The sequence below is a fragment of the Salinivibrio sp. VGrn1 genome, from assembly GCF_009377995.1.
Taxonomy (GTDB): Bacteria; Pseudomonadota; Gammaproteobacteria; order Enterobacterales; family Vibrionaceae; genus Salinivibrio; species Salinivibrio siamensis.
This window is the reverse complement of sequence record NZ_SATA01000007.1, coordinates 131,872-154,853: the sequence shown is the minus strand read 5'-3', so window position 1 is coordinate 154,853 and position 22,982 is coordinate 131,872. Positions and strand designations below refer to the sequence as shown.

Genomic DNA, 22,982 nt, shown 5'->3' with positions numbered 1-22,982 from the left:
AACAATGGGGTGTTAATCGCGTTTTGCTCGGTTTGTCGACTCGGCTGCAAAAACAATAAGGCGAACCAACCAAGATACAAAACTGTGATTAACCGCGAAGAAACTGGGTGAGACGGAGGCATTAACGGAAGCCACTTCTCATTGTCTCGTCACCAGCAACCGCTAGCAGATGGGGTTACGATAAGGGTTCACGTGCTACATAACCTTAATCTAGATCAAAAAACCCCATTGGTTGTCGGCCAATGGGGCTGTTTTAGCAAAAAACGTCTTGATCTTGATTAAGGTTTGCGAGGATTTTCCGCTCAGTCTTAGCCGACTAGGTTTTCGGCAAATCAAAGCCAAAGTGCAAATAGGCACGCTGGCTGGCAATCCGGCCACGTGGTGTGCGTTGCAGGTAGCCTTGTTGAATCAAATAAGGCTCAATCACATCTTCGATGGTGTCTTTCTCTTCGCCAATCGCCGCCGCTAAGTTATCAAGCCCCACCGGCCCGCCATCAAACTTCTCAATAATGGCATTGAGTAGCTTGCGATCCATGTAGTCAAACCCTTGGCTGTCAACATCAAGCATATCGAGCGCGCGCTGAGCAATGTCAGCACTGATGTCACCCGTGCCTTTTACTTCAGCATAATCACGCACACGACGGAGTAAGCGGTTAGCAATACGTGGCGTACCGCGAGAACGGCGCGCCACTTCCATCGCCCCTTCCTCATCGGTTGATAACGCCAAGCAATGGGCGCTGCGTTTCACGATACCGGTTAGATCCCCCACGCTGTAATACTCTAAACGCTGGGTAATGCCAAAGCGGTCACGCAAGGGCGATGTCAGCGAGCCGGCGCGGGTGGTGGCACCAATCAGGGTAAACGGCGGTAAATCGATTTTGATTGAGCGCGCGGCAGGCCCTTCACCAATCATAATATCTAGTTGATAATCTTCCATCGCCGGGTACAAGACTTCTTCTACCACTGGGCTTAAGCGATGGATTTCATCAATAAATAATACATCGTGAGGCTCAAGGTTGGTGAGCAAGGCGGCCAGATCGCCGGCTTTTTCTAACACGGGGCCCGACGTAGTGCGAATATTGACGTCCATTTCATTGGCAACAATATTGGCCAAGGTGGTTTTACCCAGACCCGGCGGGCCAAAAATCAACAGATGATCGAGCGCCTCTTGGCGTTTACGCGCAGCATGGATAAAGATTTCCATTTGATCACGGACGTGATTTTGCCCCTGGTAGTCTTCCAATAACTTAGGACGAATCGCGCGGTCGATCACCTCTTCTTCCCGATCAGGGGTGGTTTGCGCCGAGATTAAACGATCAGCTTCTATCATGGGTTACACCATTGAACGCAGCGCGTGACGGATCACGTCTTCGCTGCTCATGTCATCAGTTGCAATTTGTTTAACCACTTTCTCCGCCTGCGCCGCTTTATAACCCAGTGCGACCAAGGCGCTTACCGCCTCATCCGCGGCAGACGAAATCGTGGTTGGCGCTGCACGCAGGGCTGCGCCCTCAGCCGTCGCGGCATCCGTGTGCGGAGTAAAGAGATCGAACGCTTCCCAGTTTTTAAGCCGGTCGCGCATTTCAATCACCAAACGTTCCGCGGTTTTCTTGCCCACGCCAGGGATTTTCACCAAGGTCGAGACATCATTATGCTCGACACTGTCGACAAAGTGGTTAGCCGTCATCCCCGATAAAATCGCTAACCCCAGTTTAGGTCCCACGCCATTGGCCTTGATCACTTCCCGAAACAGCGCTCGCTCACGTTTACCGCTAAAACCATAGAGAAGTTGCGCATCTTCACGCACTACAAAATGCGTGTACACGGTAGCGGTTTCACCCACCTCCGGCAATTGATACAAACAGTTCATCGGCATGCTCACTTCATAGCCGACGCCGTTCACATCGATCAAAATCTCAGGAGGTTGCTTTTCTATCAGGGTTCCCTGTAATCGGCCTATCACAATCGCATCTCAGTTTGTTACTTTGCCCCCAAGGATAAAGAATAACTGGATCTATATCCAGTCGAATTGACGACGGGCGGATTACGGATTACGGATTACGGATTACGGATTACGGATTACGGATTACGGAAAAGCGTAACGTGTCTGTCCCTGTAGAAAAAGTTCCTAGGGCCTAGGATCCTAGGACCTAGGCACTACTTCCTGCTCTTCCCGTATTCTGTAAGCGAAGCGCTCTGTGTTCAAGATCCCGAATACCGATGACGGAATACAGAGTACAGAAAAAGCAATAGCCTCAGTGCGAGCATGATCTACTTTATCCAGTTTCTAGTCTCTAGTCTCTAGAAGCGAAGCGCCTCGTCTCTTTCCGTACTCCGTAAGCGAAGCGCTCTGTATTCAAGAGCAAAAAGCGCTTTTATCGATACCGGCCGCGGCGGGCGGCGTTGGCTTTGCCGGCCATGGCGATGAGGGTGTGATTGGTGTGGGCATGGCAAATGGCAACCGCGAGGGCATCGGCTGCATCGGCTTGCGGGGTGGCACTGAGCTTTAACATGTGGGTGACCATATGCTGGACTTGCTTTTTATCCGCACTGCCTTTCCCTACCACTGCTTGCTTGATAAGCCTCGCGGCATATTCAGACACCGGTAAATCGGCGTTTACCGCCGCAACAATGGCGCTGCCGCGCGCTTGCCCCAGTTTAAGCGCTGAATCCGCGTTACGGGCCATAAACACTTGCTCAATGGCAAAATTATCCGGTTGAAACTGGGTGATGACTTCGCTCACCCCTGCATAGATATGTTTCAGTCGACCGGGTAAGTCGTCTGTCTCGGTGCGAATACAGCCACTACCGAGATATTCAAGATGCCGACCATGTTGGCGGATCACCCCATAACCGGTGATCCGCGAACCTGGGTCAATCCCCAGTATCACTGCCATTTAGCTTAAACTCGCTGCCACTTCGTCCGAGATATCACCGTTATGGTAGACTTCTTGCACATCGTCAAGGTCTTCTAACATATCGATCAAGCGCAGCAGCTTCGGTGCCGTGTCTGCATCTAACTCCGCTTTGGTGGATGGCACCTGAGTCACCTCTGCTCGCTCAGCTTCAAACCCAGCTTTATCTAAGGCATCTTTTACATAGCCAAAGTCATTGGGGGTGGTGTACACATCCATTGAACCGTCGTGATAGGTGACCACATCGTCCGCGCCGCCTTCGAGTGCCGCTTCCATCACCGCATCTTCTTCAAGGCCGGATGGGTAGGTGATCACCCCTTTTTTATCGAATAAGAAGCTGACTGAGCCATCGGTACCCAGGTTACCACCGGATTTTGAAAACGCATGGCGCACACCTGACACAGTACGGTTGCGGTTATCGGTCATGCACTCCACCATCACCGCCGTGCCCGCAGGGCCATAACCTTCATAGATGACGGTTTCCATGTTCTCGTCACCTTCGCCGCCCGCACCGCGTGAAATCGCACGGTTGATGGTATCGCGTGTCATGTTATTTGACAGCGCTTTATCCACCGCGGCACGCAGGCGTGGATTGGTTTCCGCCTCGGGGCCACCCTCTTTGGTTGACACCACAATTTCTCGGATAAGCTTGGTGAAAATCTTACCGCGCTTCGCGTCTTGAGCGGCTTTACGGTGTTTAATGTTCGACCACTTACTGTGACCTGCCATATCGACTCTCCGTTTTTTGCGCTCCCCTCACGTGAAAGGAGTAATAAGAAAAAACGCGCCTTGGCTTTTCAGTCTGAGGCGCGTTGAGACATTGACCTTGCGCCTTGATACGACCGCCTAGTGACGGCAGTTATCGGCCCCAAGGATAAGACGGGCAAGGCTATTTGCCCGTCATCAGGCGAATTTATTCGCTGTGTTCGTTTTGCTCTGCCGCCGCGGTAATGCTGAGAGCCAGCTCTTCAAGCGCCGCGTCATTGGCCAGGCTTGGCGCATCAGTCATCAAGCAGGCCGCTGCAGTGGTTTTCGGGAAGGCAATCACGTCGCGAATGTTTTCGGTGCCGGATAGCAACATCACCAGGCGATCCATACCAAACGCCAGACCCGCGTGTGGTGGGGTGCCGTATTGCAACGCATCCAGCAAGAAGCCAAATTTCTTGCGCTGCTCTTGCTCATCAATGCCCAGCGTCTCAAACACCGCGGCTTGCATTTCTGGGTTATGGATACGGACCGAGCCACCACCCACTTCATAGCCATTAATCACCATGTCGTAGGCGTTGGAGTTCGCCACCGCTGGGTTTGCCACCAGCTCTTCAGGTGTCACGTCGGTCGGCGCAGTGAACGGGTGATGCATCGCATGCAAGTTACCCTCGTCGTCTTCCTCAAACATTGGGAAGTCAATCACCCACAATGGTGCCCACGCTTGGGTGTCGGTCAGCTCCAGATCTAGGCCTAGCTTCACACGCAACGCGCCCAGCGCTTCAGTGACCACTGATTTCTTGTCGGCACCGAAAAGGATAATGTCACCGGTTTGCGCCTCAGTGCGTGACAGAATGCTTTCTACCACTTCGGCATTGAGGAACTTGGCCACCGGCGATTGAATGCCATCAAAACCGGCGTCGCGGTCGTTGACTTTCATCCACGCCAAGCCTTTGGCGCCGTAAATGCCAACAAAGTTGGTGTATTCATCAATCTGCTTGCGCGACAAGCTGGCACCGCCTGGTACACGAATCACAGCCACGCGGCCTTTTTCATCGTTTGCCGGGCCAGAGAACACTTTAAATTCAACATCTTTGACGATGTCTGCTACATCGACGATTTCGAGCGGGTTACGCAAATCTGGCTTGTCGGAGCCAAAACGGCGCATCGCTTCTTCATACTTCATGGTGGGGAACGCGCCCAAGTCCACATTGAGCAGCGATTGCCACATTTCGCGGATCAATTGCTCGGTCACCTCGCGCACTTGGTCGGCGCTCATGAATGAGGTTTCGATATCAATCTGGGTAAATTCTGGCTGGCGATCGGCGCGCAAGTCTTCATCACGGAAGCACTTCACGATTTGGTAATAGCGATCAAACCCGGACATCATCAGCAACTGTTTGAACAGCTGTGGTGATTGCGGCAACGCATAAAAATTACCTTTGTGGACACGGCTTGGCACCAAGTAGTCACGCGCGCCTTCTGGGGTCGCCTTGGTGAGTACCGGGGTTTCGATGTCTAAAAAGTCATTGTCATCGAGAAAACGACGGACAAAGCTGGTGGCTTTAGCACGCAGTTTAATTCGATCGCTCATTTCAGGGCGGCGCAAGTCAAGGTAGCGATACTTCAGGCGCTGCTCTTCGGAAATAAACTGGTTAAAGTCAATCGGCATCGGCGCACTTCGGTTGATGATCTCCAACCCTTTCGCCACCACTTCGACTTCGCCTGTGGCCATATCACTGTTGATCTGGCTCTCTGGACGCGCACGCACTTCACCACGGATGGTCAGGCAAAATTCGTTACGCAATTTGTTTGCTTGCTCGTAAACATCACCCATATCAGGGTCAATCACAACTTGCACCAGACCTTCACGGTCGCGCATGTCGATAAAAATCAAGCCGCCCAAATCACGGCGGCGGTTAACCCAACCACAAAGACTTACTTCTTGCCCGACGTGGGCTTTATTCAGGTGACCACAATATTGGGTGCGCATAGATTATTCCTGATCTGTTCTGATGATTCCGCTTGCCCCCTGGGGCACAAGCCTGCCAAATACTGAGGGGAATTCGGGTAACAGCGTCTGTCGTACCTGACGGTACGCCCCCATGAGTGCCGTTACTGTCAAAGACCTGCCATTATAAAGGAAAAGCCCCGCTCTTGGTAAAGCGATCGTACTTAAAACCGGTAGTTTTTTTATCCAAATCCTTTTAGGCTATTACTTTATTGGTTCGCAACGCATCAGCACGGGCATGACCTCCTTATTACACCAACTCCCCTCTCCACCCCTGCGGTTGGGGCTGACGCAATGGTCTCATCCCAGTTGGCAGCATCACTTTTATCCGCCAGGCACCAAGTCGGGCGAGCGCTTAGCCCGTTATGCCGAGGTGTTTAATACCGTCGAGGGCAACACGACCTTTTACGCCTCCCCCTCGCCGCAAACGGTGAATAATTGGGCGGCCGCCATTCCAGACGATTTTCAATTTACCTTTAAGCTGCCGAAAACCATTACCCATCAATGCCAGCTGCGTCATGCGCAAGACTTAACCGCCGACTTTATTAAGCTGATGGCCCCGCTCCATGACCATATTGGCCAGTGGACGATTCAGCTGCCAGCGCGTTTTGGCCCAGAGGGGTTAGCAAGCTTAGCGACATTTCTTGAATCGCTACCCCGCGAGTTTTCCCTTGGGATAGAGGTGCGTCACCCGGCCTTTTTTGCCAAAGGCGACGCAGAAAAAGCGCTCAACCGACTGTTGATCGATCATAACGCCAACCGTGTAATCATGGACAGTCGCCCGGTATTTGCGGCTAACCCCGACACCCCTGCCATTATTGATGCGCAAAAGAAAAAGCCCCGGGTGCCCGTGCATGCCATCGCCACCAGCGCAGCGCCCATGGTGCGTTTTATTGGCCATCCTGATTTGCCCGAAAACACCGCGTTTTTTGACCCTTGGATCTCACGCTTATCTCAATGGATAGCCGCGGGCAAAACGCCCTATTTAATGATTCATACCTCAGATAACGATCAGGCCCCTGCGTTGGCCGCCCAGTTATATCAACGTCTTGATTTATCATCGCCATTGGCTTCCGTCACGCGCGCCGCACAAAGTCAACAGGGCGCGTTGTTTTAATCTCGCCGCTAGCACGCGTTCTCACCGTGCAGACAGACGCAGAAAAATTCACTACAATACGCCGCTTTTGTGGCAAGCTTTGGGTGCAAAACGCACGAAAGCCTGCCAGCTTGGCTGATTTGTAGGGGCTTACATGGCTAATCAGGATAAAATTTTCGCAGCGCCTATCGAAAAAATGGGCGATTTCACCTTCGATGAAAATGTCGCTGAGGTGTTCCCGGATATGATCCAGCGCTCGGTACCGGGTTACAGCAATATTATTTCGGCCATCGGCATGCTGGCCAAGCGTTTTGCTGCGCCTGATAGTCATATTTACGATCTTGGCTGTTCGCTGGGTGCTGCCACTTTATCGATGCGTCGCCACATTCCTCATGACAGCTGCAAAATCATCGCGGTGGATAACTCACAAGCCATGGTTGAGCGTTGTCGCTTGCATGTTAATGCGTATCGCGGCGCCGCCGATGTTGAGGTTCGCGAAGCCGATATTCGCGATGTCGAGATAACCAATGCCTCGATGGTGGTGCTCAATTTTACCCTACAATTTTTAAGCCCTGACGATCGCCAAGCCCTACTCACTCGCATTTATCAAGGCTTGAAGCCAGGTGGGATCCTGATTCTGTCCGAAAAGTACCGCTTTGAAGACGAAACCGCCAATGAATTGCTGATCGATTTACACCACGATTTCAAGCGTGCCAATGGCTATAGCGAGCTTGAGATCAGCCAAAAGCGCAGTGCACTGGAGAATGTGATGCGCCCGGACAGTATTGCCACCCACCAAGCGCGGCTCCATGCCATTGGCTTTAGCAGCGTCGCCATGTGGTTCCAGTGTTTTAACTTTGGTTCGATGCTCGCGATTAAGTAAGACGAGCCTGACAGTACGAGTAATCTGATGTTTGATTTTTCCGATTTTTATCAGCTGATCGCCAAAAACCGTCTAAGCCATTGGCTCGAGGTGTTGCCAGCACAATTAGCCGAGTGGCAAAACCAGCCGCATGGCGATATGCCCAAGTGGATAAAAGTGCTCAACAAGATCCCAACCACCGCGCCCGAGACGGTTGAGCTGAAAGACGCAGTGCGTATTGGTGATGACAGTAGCTTACCTAATGGCGAGCGCAAAAAATTAGAAAACTTATTGCGCACCTTGCACCCTTGGCGTAAAGGCCCGTACCAGGTACACGGCATTGATATTGATACCGAGTGGCGCTCAGATTGGAAATGGGATCGCGTACTCCCGCATATCTCGCCGCTAAAAGGGCGGTATGTGCTTGATGTCGGTTGCGGCAATGGCTACCACATGTGGCGCATGTTGGGCGAAGAGGCCGCATTGACAGTGGGCATCGACCCCTCCGAGCTCTTTTTGATGCAATTCGACGCCATTCGTCGCTTGATGGGTAACGATCAGCGTGCGCACCTGCTGCCTTTAGGGATTGAAAAACTGCCTGCGCTACGCGCGTTCGACACCGTGTTCAGTATGGGTGTGTTGTATCACCGCCGCTCCCCTCTCGATCATCTGATGCAACTCAAAGATCAATTGCGTAAAGATGGCGAGCTGGTGCTGGAAACCTTGGTTATCGATGGCGATGAAAACGCGGTATTGGTGCCTGCCGGTCGTTATGCACAAATGCGTAACGTCTACTTTTTCCCGTCTGCCCGCGCGTTAAAAGTGTGGCTGGAGAAAGTCGGATTTGTCGATGTGCGTATTGTCGACGAGTGCGTCACCACCACGGATGAGCAGCGCAGTACCGAGTGGATGACTCATAACTCGCTGCCTGAGTACCTCAACCCAGATGATCCGGCGCAAACCATCGAAGGGTATCCAGCCCCCAAACGCGCGATCTTAGTGGCTCGCAACCCGGATTAAACAACAGCCCGGACACCGCTCCCCCATACCACCGCCCTTACTCGCCGCCTCACTAGGCGGTGATAAGGGTGAACATGGCGGTGAACGCCGCTTACCGACCTCACACCTGACGCTGACACCACGCTCGCAATCGCGACGCATGTATTGACGGCTGTGTTTTATTTCACCGCCTGAGTGCTTGTTTGCTAACGACTTTGCTTTATTACCGTCGATTAAATCAGCGTTTAGTCAATTCTGACTAACATTTGACAGAATCCCCCTACCCATCTTTGTCGCATCCTTTAGAATTTGCTCTCGCCGTCGCGATCAGCGCTTTACTGCCTGTGACATGGCTAGCCGCAACCCTTCTTACGCTGTGGAGATTTAGATGCTATTTCGTTGCTCACTGATCAGTGCGCTTTTACTTACGGTGTCCGGCTGCACATTAACTTCGCAGCACCAACACCAGGAAACGCTCAGTAAATTTGATAACCTGGCTGCCCAACACCAGCAGCAACAACAAACCATCACCGAGACATTCGCTCAACATGGCACAGCGTTAAATCAGTTGGCCGACAAAGTGAGTGCGCTCGAAAGCCAACTGACCGTGATTCAGCGTACCCAAGCCAAGCTTTACGCCAATGTGGCGACCGACACCGCTGACGTCAAAGTGAAAGAAAAGGTGGTGCGGGTGCCGGTTAACGACGGCAAGGTTATTCTCGGTGGACGCGAATTTGTCTGGTTTGACGCGGTCGAAAACACCTTCCAATCCCGTGTGGATACCGGTGCCGAAACATCTTCATTGAATGCTGTGGATATCCAAGAATTTGAGCGTGACGGCGATACCTGGGTCAAGTTCAACGTCAATCATAGTGAAAACAATGACCAGCCGGTATTTATGGAAATGCCAGTGAAACGTTGGGTGCGTATCCGTCAGTCGTCGAGCGATAGCACCGAGCGCCGCCCGGTGGTCGAAGCCTGGATTCGTGTCGGTAACATCCATGAGAAAACCGAATTCACCCTCGCCGATCGCACCAACATGGAATACCCAGTGCTGCTTGGCCGCGAATTTTTTAAAGACTTGGCGGTGGTTGATGTCAGCCAAGTTCATATTCATCCGCAATATCAGCCGGACACGCCAACGGAGCCAGGCGATGACGACACCCCCAACAAGTAGGTAATCGATATGGTTTCACGGGTTCCTTTTTATTTTTTGATTGGCTTTTTGGTCGTCGCTGGCATCGCACTCAGTGCCTACCGCCATCTTGTTTATGGCGTGCCATGGCTGGCAGATGAAACGCGCCAAGTGTGGCAAATCGAGGCCAGAATCAATTTTGATGCCACCAACGGGCCGGTCAAAGTCAGCTTGGCCGCACCTGATAGCCAACCCGGTCTGACCCTGATTGATGAAAGCACTTCATCGGCCGGGTACGGGTTTTCCTTGCTCGATACAGAGCATGGCCGCCAAGCACAATGGTCGGCACGTCACGCCAGTGGTGAGCAAACCCTTTATTTTAAAAACCAGATGCTGGTCGATGACAGTGCGCGCTACACTATGACCCCACCAGAGGATGACGCGGTGGCGACGCCTGTCATGGATAATGCGGCTAAAAACGCCGCACTCGCTTTGCTTGACCGTGCTCGTGCTCGCTCTGCCGATAACATTACTTTGACCCGCGAGCTGATCAAGCAGCTTAATAGTCCTGATAGTCAAAACGCGGCGCTGCTGCTCAACACACTGGATAAACCCGACGCCCTACGCAAAACCTTGGCCCTTGAAGGCATTCATGCGCGCGTAGTGGGCGGTTTAGAGCTTGAGGATGGCCGGCGCCGCCAAAGTATTTCCCCCATGTTGCAAGTGTGGCAAGACAGTCGCTGGCACTTGTTTGATTTAGTCAGCGGCCAAAATGGCCATCACGATAACACGCTGTTATGGAACCAGCATGGCGGGCCGCTGCTAGAAGTTATGGGCGGTGAGCACAGCCAGGTGCATTTCTCCATCATTTCGCAAGACATCAGTCCGCAGCAGGCCACCTCGGCCAAGGTGTCGGCCGACGATTTGCTCAACTTCTCCATCCATAGTTTGCCCATTGAAGAGCAGGCAATGTTCAAAACCATCATGCTGATCCCAATCGGTGCGCTCATTGTGGTGTTCTTGCGGGTGATTGTGGGACTCAAAACCTCTGGTACTTTTATGCCAGTGCTCATTGCCGTCGCCTTTGTCCAAACCCAGCTCATCACCGGTATCGTGGGCTTTGTGTTGATTGTGGGCACGGGGCTGGTGATCAGAAGCTACTTATCGCGGCTCAATTTACTCTTGGTAGCACGAATATCGGCCGTGATTATTACCGTGATCCTGATTATTTCCGTCTTTAGCGTGATTGCTTTCCACATTGGCTTAATGGAGGGACTCACCATTACCTTCTTCCCGATGATCATTTTGTCGTGGACCATCGAGCGAATGTCGATTTTGTGGGAAGAAGAAGGAGCGAAGGAAGTGGTGATTCAAGGTGGCGGCTCACTGCTCACTGCCGTACTGGTATATTTAGCGATGACCAATGATTTGATTCGCCATCTCACCTTTAACTTTATTGGCCTGCAGCTGGTTATCCTTGCACTTATCTTGCTACTGGGTAATTACACGGGCTATCGCTTGTCTGAACTCAAGCGCTTCCGCCCTTTAGCGGAACCGAGTAATAAGCCACTTGGGTTAGCTACCACCACAGGAGGCGATGATGCGCAAACTCCTCGATAAGCTAGCCTCTCCGTTTCGGCTTAACCAAGCGGGGATCATGGGCATGAACCAGCGCAACATTCGCTATATTGGACGTTACAATGATCGGCGTTTGTATCCATTGGTTGATGACAAGCTACAAACCAAACTCATCGCCCAACAAGCGGGGGCCACGGTGCCTGAACTGATTGGGGTGATTGACAGCCAAGCGGATGTCAAACGCATCCACGCCATGGTCGCCAATTGGCCCGGCTTTGTGATTAAGCCTGCACAGGGCTCTGGCGGAAAAGGCATCTTAGTGGTGACAAAAAACCACCAAGGTGTCTATACCAAAGCCTCGGGGAAAGCGGTCAGCCATAATGATGTGGAGCGCCATATCACCAATACCTTGGCAGGCCTTTTCTCGCTGGGAGGCAAAGCCGATGTCGCCGTGGTCGAAAACTTAATTGCGTTTGATGATAGCTTTCAAGGATTTAGCTATGAGGGTGTGCCCGATATCCGCGTGATTGTTTTTCAAGGCTACCCAGTGATGGCAATGATGCGTCTATCGACCTCGGCGTCTGATGGCAAAGCTAACTTACACCAAGGTGCCGTCGGCGTCGGGTTAGATATTGCGACAGGTAAAGCACTAAAAGCAGTCCAGTTTAATCGCCCTATTACGCATCATCCAGATACCCATCAAGATCTCTATACCCTTAAAGTGCCTCAGTGGCAGCAGCTTCTTACCCTCGCCGCCAGCGCATGGGAAATGACAGATTTGGGTTATATGGGCACCGATATGGTGCTGGATAAAGATAAAGGTCCAATGGTACTGGAGCTCAATGCTCGCCCAGGCCTCGCCATTCAAATTGCCAATGGATGTGGCCTGCTTCCGCGTCTTGCCCTAATCGAATCGCTGCCACCTTGTCGCTACCCGCCTTTACCGGAAGACCGGGTGGCGTTTTCGATGCAGCATTTTGCGGGTCAGAGCACGCAGCCCTTGCAACCCAGGCTTGCGGAGGCAGGATGAGTTGGTACAGCGCTCACTCGACCTTATAGGAGACATGGTCACCAGCCAAAGATATTTAAGCCAAACCAAAGAAAAGCGTTAAAGTTTCTCGTCTGCTGCCGATAGCCTAGTTATTACCGTATCGACCACGTCATAACTAGGGTAACCACAGTGACTATCCATACCATCGACAAAGCGCAGCTGATTAGCGACGTTCAGTTTGGGGACAACCTAAACCATGCGGTGGTACAAGGGCGTCGTTCCGACTTTGCCCTGATGATGGCGCTATTGTCTGGTGATGCCAACGAGTCGACCCCGCTGACGCCGATTGATGCGCCCGTCAGCAATGATCATGTGCTCCGTCAGCAGTTCCAACTGCCCGACCCACAACCTCTTGCCGCCAGTAATGAAGAAGACTATCAACGCGCCAGTGCGCAAGCCGATGCCTTTCATCGAGGCGGCATTGCCAGCGCCAACCTGCGCTTTCAGCTTGCCCCCGCGGCCATGCATTATCCCCCTCAAGGTACACACGGTTTTGACGAAGCGGTCTATCATAATTTATCTGGCCACGAGCGCCGTCATTTGACCGATACCGAGCCCAAGCGCCCTGCGTATAACCCCGCCACTTTGTATGAAAAGCTCACCACCTCACATTGCTTTGATAAAATGCGTGTGAGCGCATAATGCGTCAGATCGCAAGTCGATCTTGATGACATTTATTGATCCTTTATCAAACTGTGATCCTCTATAGATTCCCGATATTCTTTTTGCCATTCCACCTGACGTTTTTAGTCTTTTTTTCGCAGTCCTCGTATTTATGGTCCAGTATTACATTCCCATGCCTGAATAAGGTGTGAGTAAGCTGTCACTTTCTCGTGACTTGCTTGGGTAAATAAATGCATCATGTTGTTTTAATAGACTGATAATTATGAGGAAACTCTCATGAAGATCGATAGCGCAGTGGTCGTCATTACCGCAGGTGGTTCACCGTCTGGACGCGCCATGGCTGAGCATTTTTGCTCGCTTGGCGCCAACGTGGTGCTGCTCGATACCGAGTGGCCAGCGCTGCGCTTAAGTGCCGATCAATGCCGCAACTATCCGGGGCGCGTTCAGCCTATTTGTTTAGCTGACCATGAGCCTGAATCTATTCACGATGCGTTCAGCCAAGTTACTCGGCTTTTTGGTGGCATTGATGTGCTCATTAATCATTGGCAAGGGGATATCCTGCCTAAGCTTTTCGACAGTGATAATCAATGGGACACACCCAAAACACTCAGTGATACCACATCACAATACTTTTTGGTCGTCCAACGTGCAGCAGAATGCATGCAGCAACGCGGCCGGCCAGGTGTGATCATTAATGTCGCGGGCACTCATCTCACGCCCGATACGGTTGCCAACGCCATGATTGGCGGTTTGACCCAGCGGTGGGCCAAAGAGCTTTCCGCGCTGAAAATTCGTGTCGGCGGTATTGTCCCGCGTCACCGAAGCCAGCCGAGTCGCGGTGTCGATGATGAGTTTATCCGCAATGCCGAGTACATCGTCTCCAACGATTCTTTTACCGGCCGGTTGTTAGAGGCAAGTGGGTGAGAGGGGGCTAGGAATACAGATGACTGAGTACAGAGTACAGAAAGAGCAAAAAACCCGATGCCAGTATGCAGCAGTCCTTCCCTTATTCCGTCAGCGAAGCGCTCTGTATTCCCATTCCCGAATACCGACGACGGAATACAGAGTACAGAAAGAGCAAAACTCCCGATGCCAGTATGCAGCAGTCCTTTCCGTATTCCGTCAGCGAAGCGCTCCGTATTCAAGATCCCGAATATCGCGTAGGCCGGAAAAGCGCCATTACGATGTATACCTCGTGCATTGATGTGCCCTGCGCGCCTCCGACTCCGGGGCCAACGATTAACCCCGATCGTGACTGGCGCAGTGCAACTGGCGCCCGTTGGCAATGTGTACCTATCCATCATCGTGCCGGGGCTTGTGTCATCGTCGCCAATGGTACCATCGATGTATAAATCAGGCGTAGGAAGTGCGGATAGATGGTTTTGTCACGACTTCTGTTCAGGGTTCGAGTTTTGTATGCGTTCCCACGCAGGAGCGTGGGAACGAGTAACAAGGGATTAATTTATCGATATACGAGGCATGTTCTCGCATCTATCGACTGAAATGCAACAGAGGGTCCATTTGATGATGAAGAATACGAATAATATATATGCCGTCTGATTGAGGACGATAATAAATGGCATGTTTGGCATGATCGTGACACCGAAGTCCATATGCAATTTTTAGACATTCATGTCCCATTAAAGGCTGATCCGCTATCGTAAGCAATGTTTGATGAAGAGCATTCGTGTAATCGTCTGCTTGTTCGACACCAAAGTTTAACAAGGTATATTCAAAGATTTTCTCAAAGTCTTTCGCAGCACGATTGGAAAGTTTATACATTATGTTTTTGCTTTACGCTTGCAGCGATATCGTGAAGCGATAAGCCACACTCGCCACTCTTTTCACCTTCCTCAATAGCAACTTTAAGGGCAGAGGTCTGCTGCTCTTGCCTTTCTAATAATCGTAATGCGGAATCGACAACTTCATCAGTCGTGCCATAGCGACCAGATGCAATCAGCTGGCTAACAAAGTCATCGAATTCTGATCCAATCGTCACACGGGTTGTTCTTGGCATGCCTTCATCCTTACATCAACACGTCTCATCATAAGGTTAAGCAATCACGTGGATAAAATCAAAAAGACCCGCCGGAGCGGGTCTTTGTCGTTAAGCGGTGACCTAGGTTAAATTAGGCGTCTGCTTTTTCGTCTTTTTTCGCTGCTTTCGCGGCTTTAGTCGGCGCGGCGGCTGGCTGGTCATCTTTTTTCTTGATAACCGTGGTGCCTTCGAAGGTTTCACCTTCCATGTAAGGCTTACCGTAGTAAGACGCAACCAACACTTCTTTCAGCTCTTTGATGAGTGGGTAGCGTGGGTTAGCGCCTGTACATTGGTCATCAAACGCTTCTTCCGCAAGCTCATCCAGTTTGGCCATAAAGTCCGCTTCTGGTACACCGGCTGCCTGAATTGAGACTGGGATATCCAGTTTCAGCTTCATTTCTTCAAGCCATGCTAGCAGGCGCTCGATTTTCTGTGCGGTACGGTCGCCGTCTTGTGCCAGGCCAAGGTGGTCAGCGATTTCTGCATAACGACGACGTGCTTGTGGACGGTCGTACTGCGAGAATGCCGTTTGCTTGGTTGGGTTGTCATTGGCGTTGAAACGTACCACGTTGGAAATCAGCAGCGCGTTCGCCAAACCGTGTGGCAAGTGGAACTCAGCACCGATTTTGTGCGCCATTGAGTGACACACACCCAAGAAGGCGTTAGCAAATGCGACACCGGCAATGGTGGCACCATTGTGCACTTTCTCACGTGCAATTGGGTCGTTTGCGCCGTGCGCATAGCTCGCTGGCAGATAGTCTTTCAGCAATTTCAGCGCTTGCAGTGCTTGCCCTTCTGAATATTCGTTAGAAAGGATAGACACATAGGCTTCCAGTGCGTGGGTAATCGCATCGTAACCACCAAAGGCTGTCAGTGACTTCGGCATGTTCATCACCAGGTTGGCATCAACAATCGCCATTTGTGGTGTCAGCTCGTAGTCGGCCAGTGGGTATTTCGCCCCAGTTTCATCGTCCGTTACTACCGCAAACGGAGTCACTTCTGAACCGGTGCCTGATGTGGTTGTCACACAAACCAGCTCGGCTTTTTTACCCATTTTCGGGAATTTGTAGATACGTTTACGGATATCCATAAAGCGCATCGCTAGCTCTTCAAAGGCTGTCTGTGGGTGCTCATACATAACCCACATGATTTTCGCCGCGTCCATCGGTGAACCACCACCTAGGGCAATAATCACGTCTGGCTGGAAGCTCTTCATTGCTTCCGCACCTTTGCGCACCACGCTTAAGGTTGGATCCGCTTCTACTTCGAAGAAAGTACTCACGTCCATGCCTTGCGCTTTAAGCATTGACTCGATTTGCTCTGAATAACCGTTGTTAAACAGGAAGCGGTCAGTCACGATCATCGCGCGTTTCTTGTCTTCTAGGTCACTCAGTGCGATTGGCAAGCTGCCGCGACGGAAGTAGATAGATTTTGGTAGTTTGTGCCACAGCATATTCTCAGCTCGCTTCGCTACGGTTTTCTTGTTCATCAGGTGTTTAGGCCCAACGTTCTCAGAAATTGAGTTACCACCCCATGAGCCACAGCCCAATGTCAGTGATGGTGCAACGTTAAAGTTGTACAAGTCACCGATACCACCGTGCGTGGTTGGAATATTGACTAGGATACGAGCCGTTTTCAGGCGGTCACCAAAGTATTTGATGCGGTCTTGGTTCACGTCTTGGTTAGTATATAGGCCAGAGGTGTGGCCGATACCGCCCATTTCTACCATTTTGCACGCCATATCGACCGCGTGCTCAAAGCTCTTGGCACGGAACATACCCAAGGTTGGCGAGAGTTTCTCGTGAGCAAACTCTTCTTCGATGCTGATTTCCAGCCCTTCACCAATCAAGATTTTAGTGTCTGATGGCACGCTTACACCGGCCATGTCTGCAATCTTAGTGGCAGGTTGGCCCACGATATCAGCGTTAAGGTTACCGTTGATAAGTAGTACCTTACGCACTTTATCGGCGTCTGCTTTGCTCAATACATGGCCTTTGTGCGACGCAAAGCGTTCTTTCACTTCATCGTACACTTCGTCCATCACGATAACCGCTTGCTCTGACGCACACACCACGCCGTTATCGAAGGTTTTTGACATCAGTACAGACGCGACAGCACGTTTAATGTCCGCGGTTTCGTCGATAACTACAGGCACGTTACCCGCACCCACACCAATCGCAGGTTTACCTGATGAGTATGCCGCTTTCACCATGCCTGGGCCACCGGTCGCCAGAATCAGGTTAATGTCGTCGTGCTTCATCAGTGCGTTAGAAAGCTCGACTGAAGGTTGGTCAATCCAGCCGATGATGTCTTTCGGTGCGCCCGCAGCCACTGCTGCATCGAGAACCAGTTTCGCGGCATCATTGGTCGAGTTTTTCGCACGTGGGTGTGGCGAGAAGATGATGCCGTTACGCGTTTTCAGTGAGATCAGTGATTTGAAGATCGCAGTAGAGGTTGGGTTAGTGGTTGGCACGATACCGCAGATAAGGCCAACGGGCTCGGCGATAGTCATGGTGCCGAATTCGTCATTCTCTTCGAGAATCCCGCAGGTTTTGTCGTCTTTGTATTTATTGTAGATGAACTCAGAGGCGAAGTGGTTTTTGATAACCTTGTCTTCGAGGATACCCATGCCTGACTCTTCAACCGCTTGTTTCGCCAGTGGGATACGCGCGTTGTTTGCAGCCAGAGATGCGGCACGGAAGATCTTATCTACTTGCTCCTGTGAATAGGTCGCAAATTCTTGTTGTGCCTTTTTGACACGCTCAACCATCGCGTTGAGTTCAGCAATATTAGTGACAGGCATAGTCGTCTCCTGGTTCATATTTGAAAATCATTTAGTAATTGCTTAACGCCGCGTCTTTGCTTACTAAGCCATGTTTATCTTTGGTTAGTGTTGCCATTCGGTGCGTGGCATTTAGTAAATAACTTTCAAAACTGAGTATAAGTTTTCACAGCATGAGTAACTTGATCTCGATCAGTTGTTATCAAATCAACCGCAATAAACTTTACGCTTAACCCCCACAGTTACTGGGTTTAATATTTTTGTAGCACAGAATGTATGTGTCTAAAATTTTCATCACAGTAACATGTTTTTTACATGGCAAGACAAGTCTATATGTCGATACTGTATGTAAATTTCAACAAAACGCCTGAAGACGGTTGTTTATATCCACGACACCGACCCTCAGTATAGTTTGCCGTGCGAAAGTTGCATGACGACAAATCGTTTGAGTGAGCCATCTTAAGTTGGTTCAAAACGTGCAACCATTGCATGCAGAAAATACATGGCTGAGTGGTTGGTTTTTAAACTGATATCGCTATACTGGCGCCATTGATTAAACCCGAGAGAAACTGGACTTCCTCACAGCATTACGAGAGTCACCATGGCCGCTTTCGACACCATGATTTTTGTGCAGTTTTTTGTCGGGCTTTTTGCCGCCGTTAACCCTATCGGTATCATGCCCGTTTTTGTCACCCTCACCGTACATCTTGATAAACAAGAACGAAACCGCACGGCATACACCGCAGCCATCGCGGTGGCGATCATATTGATTGTTTCTCTGCTTGCCGGTCAGATGTTGCTGGATTTGTTTAGTATTTCCCTCGACTCATTCCGGGTGGCCGGTGGCATGTTGCTGCTCAGTATCGCTTTTACCATGATGAACGGTAAGTTGGGTGAGGGTAAGCAAAACAAGCAGGAGCAATCCGAAACCATTAGTCGTGAACAAGTGGGCGTCGTGCCGCTGGCAATGCCGCTGCTCGCCGGGCCAGGTGCGATCAGCTCAACCATTGTGTATGGCTCTCAATACCCAGATACCTGGAGTACGATTACATTAATCACCACCCTAGTGCTGTTCTCTGCAGGAATCTGGGGATTATTTAAAGTCGGCCCTGCAGTAGTGAAATTTTTAGGCCAAACGGGTATCAACGTTATTACGCGGATCATGGGTCTTATTCTGGGTTCATTAGGCATCGAGTTTATCGCCTCTGGCATGCGCGCTTTGTTTCCTGGCCTTAACTAAACGCGCGGTCATCCCGCGCAGCGCGTAGTACTAGCAAACCGGCACGCAGGCAGTTGCCGTGCCGGTTTTTTGCGGCTCAATCATGGAAGGTTTATAGCAAGGTAAGCGAATGAATAAGTCACAAAGCCGTCTTCAACATTATCTCTACACCACCATCTTTGGCACCGAGACGAAGCACGGGAAAGCATTTGATTTGGTGCTAATTGTGATGATCTTGGCCTCGATGGTGGTGTTGATGCTGGAATCCATTGCTAGCTTTCACGCTCAATGGTCGCAATGGCTCTATTGGATTGAATGGGGCTTTACCGGCATCTTTACCATCGAGTATTTACTGCGCCTTTATTGCTCTCCGCGCCCGTCTGCTTATGCGCGAAGCTTTTACGGCGTGGTGGATTTACTCGCAATTTTGCCCACCTATATCGCGATTTTTGTCCCAGGGACGACTTACCTGATGGTGGTACGCCTATTGCGGGTATTGCGTATTTTCCGTGTTTTGAGGCTGATGCGCTTTTTGGAAGACTCCAACATCTTGTTACGCTCGATGATGCTGTCATCGCGCAAGGTGATGATTTTCTTCTTCTCCGTGGCGATCCTAGTCACCGTCTTCGGCGCACTCATGTACGTGATTGAAGGGCCAGAGAATGGCTTTACCAGTATTCCCTATGCCATCTATTGGGCGATCGTCACCCTCACCACCGTCGGCTATGGCGATATTGTGCCGCAAACCGATATTGGCAAGGCACTCGCGTCTTTCACCATGTTGATGGGCTATTCGATTATTGCCGTGCCTACCGGGATTATCACCGCCGAAATCGGTCAGCAGATGTCACTACATCGCAACTTGGTAAAATGCCCTAACTGCTCAAAAAGCGGCCATGAGTCCGACGCCTCATTTTGTAAGCATTGTGGCAGTGAGCTGCCAGAAGCCGATAAGCGCGTGGTTACACCTGGGCTGTAACACTGGCTTCACGTTGATTGGTACGGCAGTCGCTGCGAGTAAAAGCACGAGATACCGATAACAAAAAACGGAGCTAGTCGGCTCCGTTTTTAGTGGCTCAATGGCAAATAACAGTCGCTTACTTACGGCGCCAAGTGGTGCCTTGCGGGCCGTCTTCCAGCACAACACCCATCGCGGTGAGCGCATCACGCGCGGCATCGGCGCTGGCAAAGTCTTTGGCTTTACGGGCATCGTTCCGTTTTTGAATGAGCGCCTCGATTTCAGCCACTTCATCATCAGCCCCTGCATCGCCTTGCAAGAAGCTATCGGCATCTTGCTCGAGCAAACCAAGAATCGACGCTAACTTGCGCATTTGCGCGCCCAGCGCGGATGCCGCCGCCTGATCATCGCCGCGCAGTCGATTAATCTCTCGAGCCATATCGAATAGCACCGAATAGGCCTCTGGGGTATTGAAGTCATCGTTCATCGCCGCTTCAAAGCGTGCCACGTATTCATCGCCACCGGCAGGTACGGCCTGTGTGTCTAAACCGCGAAGCGAGGTGTACAGACGCTCAAGTGCTGAACGGGCTTGATTGAGGTTTTCATCGCTGTAGTTCAACTGGCTGCGATAGTGACCGGACAGCAAGAAATAACGCACGGTTTCGGCATCATAATGTGCCAATACATCACGGATGGTGAAAAAGTTCCCCAAGGACTTGGACATCTTTTCACGATCAACCATCACCATGCCGCTGTGCATCCAGGTATTGACATATGGGGTGTCATGGGCGCAGCAAGACTGGGCAATTTCGTTCTCATGGTGCGGGAACTGCAAATCAGAGCCGCCACCATGAATATCAAAATGTTCGCCCAAGATCGCAGAGTTCATTGCCGAGCACTCAATGTGCCAGCCAGGGCGACCTGGCCCCCACGGGGATTCCCATGTCGGCTCGCCAGGTTTGGACATTTTCCACACCACAAAGTCGAGAGGACTGCGCTTGGCTGTTTCAACATCCACACGGGCACCCGCTTGCAGCTGATCGAGGTCCTGCTTTGACAGCTTGCCGTAATCATCAAATTTGGCCACTTCAAACATCACGTCGCCATTATCTGCGACATAGGCGAAGCCGCGCTCAATCAGCTTTTCTACCAGTGTGATGATTTCGTCGATGTAGTCAGTCGCACGTGGCTCGATATCTGGGCGTGCCATGTTTAAAGCATCAAAGTCTTGGTACATTTCACCGATCAATCGCTCGGTCAATGCGTCACAGCTCTCGCCATTTTCCGCCGCACGCTTAATGATTTTGTCATCGATATCCGTGATATTACGGACAAAGGTCAAATCAAAGCCCAAGTAGCGCAAGTAGCGCGCAATCATGTCAAACGAAACAAAAGTACGCCCGTGACCAATATGACAGAGATCGTAAATCGTCACCCCACACACATACATGCCAATTTTTCCCGGCGTGATGGGTTGAAAGACAGCTTTATCTCGCGTCAGTGAGTTGTAGATCTTTAACGGGGGGGTTTGCGTCGACATAATAATTTGATGACTCGTTACAATAGTGACAATGAGTAAGGTGAAGCAGCTATTACACCTTTTCTACTGGCATGACGCAAGCCTCTCACGCCGGCCAAGGCCTGTGAAACATTAAGACTGGGCTCACAAGTTACTACTAAAACCGAGATTATCGCTTGAGCTTTTTAAGTCTATTCATTTATTTTTCAATAAAGAATCTTTATCGATAAGTATTTATTGGGCAAACTGGCCCATTGACTGATTGGCACTCACCGATCTTATTGAGACTAACCGATGTGGCAGAATCATGACTGATAACGCAACCCCTTCCGCTCTACAAGAGGACAAAGTTGACCTCATCTTACGCCAATGGCACGACGAGCGCCCAGATATCGACCCCAGCCCGATGGCGATCACGGGCCGTCTCGCGCGGGTTTTGGGCAATATCAATCCCAAACTGCAACAAGTATTTGGCCAATATAACCTCAACCCTGGGGAGTTTGATGTGTTGGCCTCCCTACGTCGTGCAGGCTCGCCCTATACATTAACACCCAACCAGCTGCTCGATGCCTTGATGCTCACCTCGGGCGCAATGACCAACCGTATCGATCGCCTCGAGCAAAAAGGCTTAGTGTCTCGCAGCCCTGATCCCAACGATCGCCGTGGCGTCTATGTCTCACTGACAGACGCGGGTATGGGATTAATCGATAAAGCGGTGACGGATCATACCAACAATTTACACCAACTCTTGGCGGGTCTCACCGCCGATGAGCAAGCCGAACTCGCCGTGTTGCTTAAAAAATTACTCGCACATGTTGAGCCCGTGTCTTAATCGCTTTTTCCCGGCTCGCCTGAGATAAGGACGACTCAGGAATGATGATTAATTCCACATCCAGGGGATCTTTGCTTGATCAGCGAGTACTTTCGGCTAAAATCTGTGATCCTTTTTAGCCAAGCCAATGACAGGATTACATCATGGTGACTCTTCATACCACGTTCGGTGACATCAAACTTCGCATGTTTGCAGACGAAGCACCGGCTACGGTCGAGAACTTTTTACAATACTGCCGTGACGGCTTTTACGACGGAACCCTGTTCCACCGCGTGATTGACGGCTTTATGGTCCAAGGCGGTGGCATGGCCTCTGGCATGGAAGAAAAAGCAACCCGTGCGCCAATTAAAAACGAAGCTGATAACGGCCTCAGCAACTTGACGGGGCGCTTGTCGATGGCTCGCACCATGGAGCCGCACTCAGCAAGCTCGCAATTCTTTATCAACGTCAATGACAACCTGTTCCTCGATCACAAAGCTAAAACGCCAGATGGCTGGGGCTACTGTGTATTCGCAGAAGTGGTTGACGGCATGGATGTGGTCAACAAGATCAAAGGTGTTGCCACCGGTAACTGGGGTTATGTTCACCAGGACGTCCCGGTCGAAGAAGTGTTGATCAATAGCGTGACTATTGAAGACTGAAGTGACACTATCGAGCA

Annotated in this window: 21 protein-coding genes and 1 pseudogene; 13 read left to right on the top strand and 9 right to left on the bottom strand. The window is 51.0% G+C overall.

From position 1 onward, the window contains the following. Positions 1 to 316: 316 nt before the first annotated feature. From ruvB to aspS, 5 genes are all read right to left on the bottom strand, one after another. Positions 317 to 1,330 carry a Holliday junction branch migration DNA helicase RuvB gene (ruvB, locus tag EHW56_RS11760; protein WP_046075362.1) on the bottom strand — a complete coding sequence of 338 codons (1,014 nt, stop codon included), beginning with the start codon at positions 1,328 to 1,330 and terminating at the stop codon, positions 317 to 319. 3 nt (positions 1,331 to 1,333) lie between these two features. Next, positions 1,334 to 1,963 (bottom strand): Holliday junction branch migration protein RuvA, encoded by a 630-nt coding sequence (gene ruvA / locus EHW56_RS11755; RefSeq protein ID WP_046075361.1) that lies wholly within the window; start codon positions 1,961 to 1,963, stop codon positions 1,334 to 1,336. A 412-nt stretch (positions 1,964 to 2,375) separates the two neighbouring features. Then, the gene (gene ruvC / locus EHW56_RS11750) at positions 2,376 to 2,897 is read right to left on the bottom strand and encodes a crossover junction endodeoxyribonuclease RuvC (protein WP_046075360.1); all 522 of its coding nucleotides are present in this window, start codon (positions 2,895 to 2,897) and stop codon (positions 2,376 to 2,378) included. Then, positions 2,898 to 3,644 carry a YebC/PmpR family DNA-binding transcriptional regulator gene (locus EHW56_RS11745; RefSeq protein WP_152795759.1) on the bottom strand — a complete coding sequence of 249 codons (747 nt, stop codon included), beginning with the start codon at positions 3,642 to 3,644 and terminating at the stop codon, positions 2,898 to 2,900. 184 nt (positions 3,645 to 3,828) lie between these two features. After that, positions 3,829 to 5,613, bottom strand: coding sequence for an aspartate--tRNA ligase (aspS, locus tag EHW56_RS11740; protein WP_152795757.1), 1,785 nt, complete (start codon positions 5,611 to 5,613; stop codon positions 3,829 to 3,831). 256 nt (positions 5,614 to 5,869) lie between these two features. On the opposite strand from aspS, the gene EHW56_RS11735 reads away from it, so the two are divergent. The 9 genes and pseudogenes from EHW56_RS11735 to EHW56_RS11695 all read left to right on the top strand — a co-directional run bounded on the left by EHW56_RS11735 (position 5,870) and on the right by EHW56_RS11695 (position 14,328). Continuing rightward, positions 5,870 to 6,748 carry a DUF72 domain-containing protein gene (locus tag EHW56_RS11735; protein ID WP_152795755.1) on the top strand — a complete coding sequence of 293 codons (879 nt, stop codon included), beginning with the start codon at positions 5,870 to 5,872 and terminating at the stop codon, positions 6,746 to 6,748. A 133-nt stretch (positions 6,749 to 6,881) separates the two neighbouring features. Then, positions 6,882 to 7,610 (top strand): carboxy-S-adenosyl-L-methionine synthase CmoA, encoded by a 729-nt coding sequence (cmoA, locus tag EHW56_RS11730; protein ID WP_077578106.1) that lies wholly within the window; start codon positions 6,882 to 6,884, stop codon positions 7,608 to 7,610. A gap of 27 nt (positions 7,611 to 7,637) precedes the next feature. After that, positions 7,638 to 8,609 carry a tRNA 5-methoxyuridine(34)/uridine 5-oxyacetic acid(34) synthase CmoB gene (gene cmoB / locus EHW56_RS11725; RefSeq protein WP_077605452.1) on the top strand — a complete coding sequence of 324 codons (972 nt, stop codon included), beginning with the start codon at positions 7,638 to 7,640 and terminating at the stop codon, positions 8,607 to 8,609. Positions 8,610 to 8,976: 367 nt separating this feature from the next. Beyond that, the gene (locus tag EHW56_RS11720; RefSeq protein ID WP_152795753.1) at positions 8,977 to 9,765 is read left to right on the top strand and encodes an ATP-dependent zinc protease; all 789 of its coding nucleotides are present in this window, start codon (positions 8,977 to 8,979) and stop codon (positions 9,763 to 9,765) included. Between the two features lie 9 nt (positions 9,766 to 9,774). Continuing rightward, positions 9,775 to 11,277 (top strand): annotated as a pseudogene (locus EHW56_RS11715) (inactive transglutaminase family protein); the annotation flags it as partial. 46 nt (positions 11,278 to 11,323) lie between these two features. Continuing rightward, on the top strand, positions 11,324 to 12,331 hold the full coding sequence (locus EHW56_RS11710) for an alpha-L-glutamate ligase-like protein (RefSeq protein WP_152795825.1): 1,008 nt from the start codon (positions 11,324 to 11,326) through the stop codon (positions 12,329 to 12,331). A gap of 150 nt (positions 12,332 to 12,481) precedes the next feature. Beyond that, complete coding sequence (locus EHW56_RS11705; RefSeq protein ID WP_172970018.1) at positions 12,482 to 12,994, top strand: VC2046/SO_2500 family protein; 513 nt, start codon at positions 12,482 to 12,484, stop codon at positions 12,992 to 12,994. 258 nt (positions 12,995 to 13,252) lie between these two features. After that, positions 13,253 to 13,900, top strand: a complete 648-nt coding sequence (locus tag EHW56_RS11700) for an SDR family NAD(P)-dependent oxidoreductase (protein ID WP_152795749.1) — start codon at positions 13,253 to 13,255, stop codon at positions 13,898 to 13,900. Positions 13,901 to 14,073: 173 nt separating this feature from the next. Beyond that, positions 14,074 to 14,328: a hypothetical protein gene (locus EHW56_RS11695; protein WP_152795747.1), complete on the top strand. Its 255-nt coding sequence runs from the start codon at positions 14,074 to 14,076 to the stop codon at positions 14,326 to 14,328. A gap of 139 nt (positions 14,329 to 14,467) precedes the next feature. On the opposite strand, the gene EHW56_RS11690 is transcribed toward EHW56_RS11695, so the two are convergent. From EHW56_RS11690 to adhE, 3 genes are all read right to left on the bottom strand, one after another. Then, complete coding sequence (locus tag EHW56_RS11690) at positions 14,468 to 14,758, bottom strand: type II toxin-antitoxin system RelE/ParE family toxin (protein ID WP_152795745.1); 291 nt, start codon at positions 14,756 to 14,758, stop codon at positions 14,468 to 14,470. Next, positions 14,751 to 14,993: a type II toxin-antitoxin system ParD family antitoxin gene (locus EHW56_RS11685; protein ID WP_152795743.1), complete on the bottom strand. Its 243-nt coding sequence runs from the start codon at positions 14,991 to 14,993 to the stop codon at positions 14,751 to 14,753. Before EHW56_RS11685 ends, EHW56_RS11690 begins: the two co-directional genes overlap by 8 nt. 112 nt (positions 14,994 to 15,105) lie before the next feature. Continuing rightward, positions 15,106 to 17,835: a bifunctional acetaldehyde-CoA/alcohol dehydrogenase gene (gene adhE / locus EHW56_RS11680; protein WP_255424393.1), complete on the bottom strand. Its 2,730-nt coding sequence runs from the start codon at positions 17,833 to 17,835 to the stop codon at positions 15,106 to 15,108. A gap of 562 nt (positions 17,836 to 18,397) precedes the next feature. Between adhE and EHW56_RS11675 the strand changes: the two genes are divergently transcribed. Next, the gene (locus EHW56_RS11675; protein WP_046075349.1) at positions 18,398 to 19,036 is read left to right on the top strand and encodes a YchE family NAAT transporter; all 639 of its coding nucleotides are present in this window, start codon (positions 18,398 to 18,400) and stop codon (positions 19,034 to 19,036) included. Between the two features lie 109 nt (positions 19,037 to 19,145). Continuing rightward, positions 19,146 to 19,994 carry an ion transporter gene (locus EHW56_RS11670; RefSeq protein ID WP_046075348.1) on the top strand — a complete coding sequence of 283 codons (849 nt, stop codon included), beginning with the start codon at positions 19,146 to 19,148 and terminating at the stop codon, positions 19,992 to 19,994. 118 nt (positions 19,995 to 20,112) lie between these two features. On the opposite strand, the gene cysS is transcribed toward EHW56_RS11670, so the two are convergent. After that, a complete protein-coding gene (cysS, locus tag EHW56_RS11665; protein ID WP_152795739.1) occupies positions 20,113 to 21,513 on the bottom strand; it encodes a cysteine--tRNA ligase in 1,401 nt (466 codons plus the stop codon). Between the two features lie 286 nt (positions 21,514 to 21,799). On the opposite strand from cysS, the gene EHW56_RS11660 reads away from it, so the two are divergent. Beyond that, entirely contained in the window at positions 21,800 to 22,324 is a 525-nt protein-coding gene (locus EHW56_RS11660) for a MarR family winged helix-turn-helix transcriptional regulator (protein WP_077578098.1), read from the top strand. Between the two features lie 143 nt (positions 22,325 to 22,467). Next, positions 22,468 to 22,965, top strand: coding sequence for a peptidylprolyl isomerase (locus EHW56_RS11655; protein WP_077578097.1), 498 nt, complete (start codon positions 22,468 to 22,470; stop codon positions 22,963 to 22,965). The last annotated feature ends 17 nt before the right edge of the window (positions 22,966 to 22,982 follow it).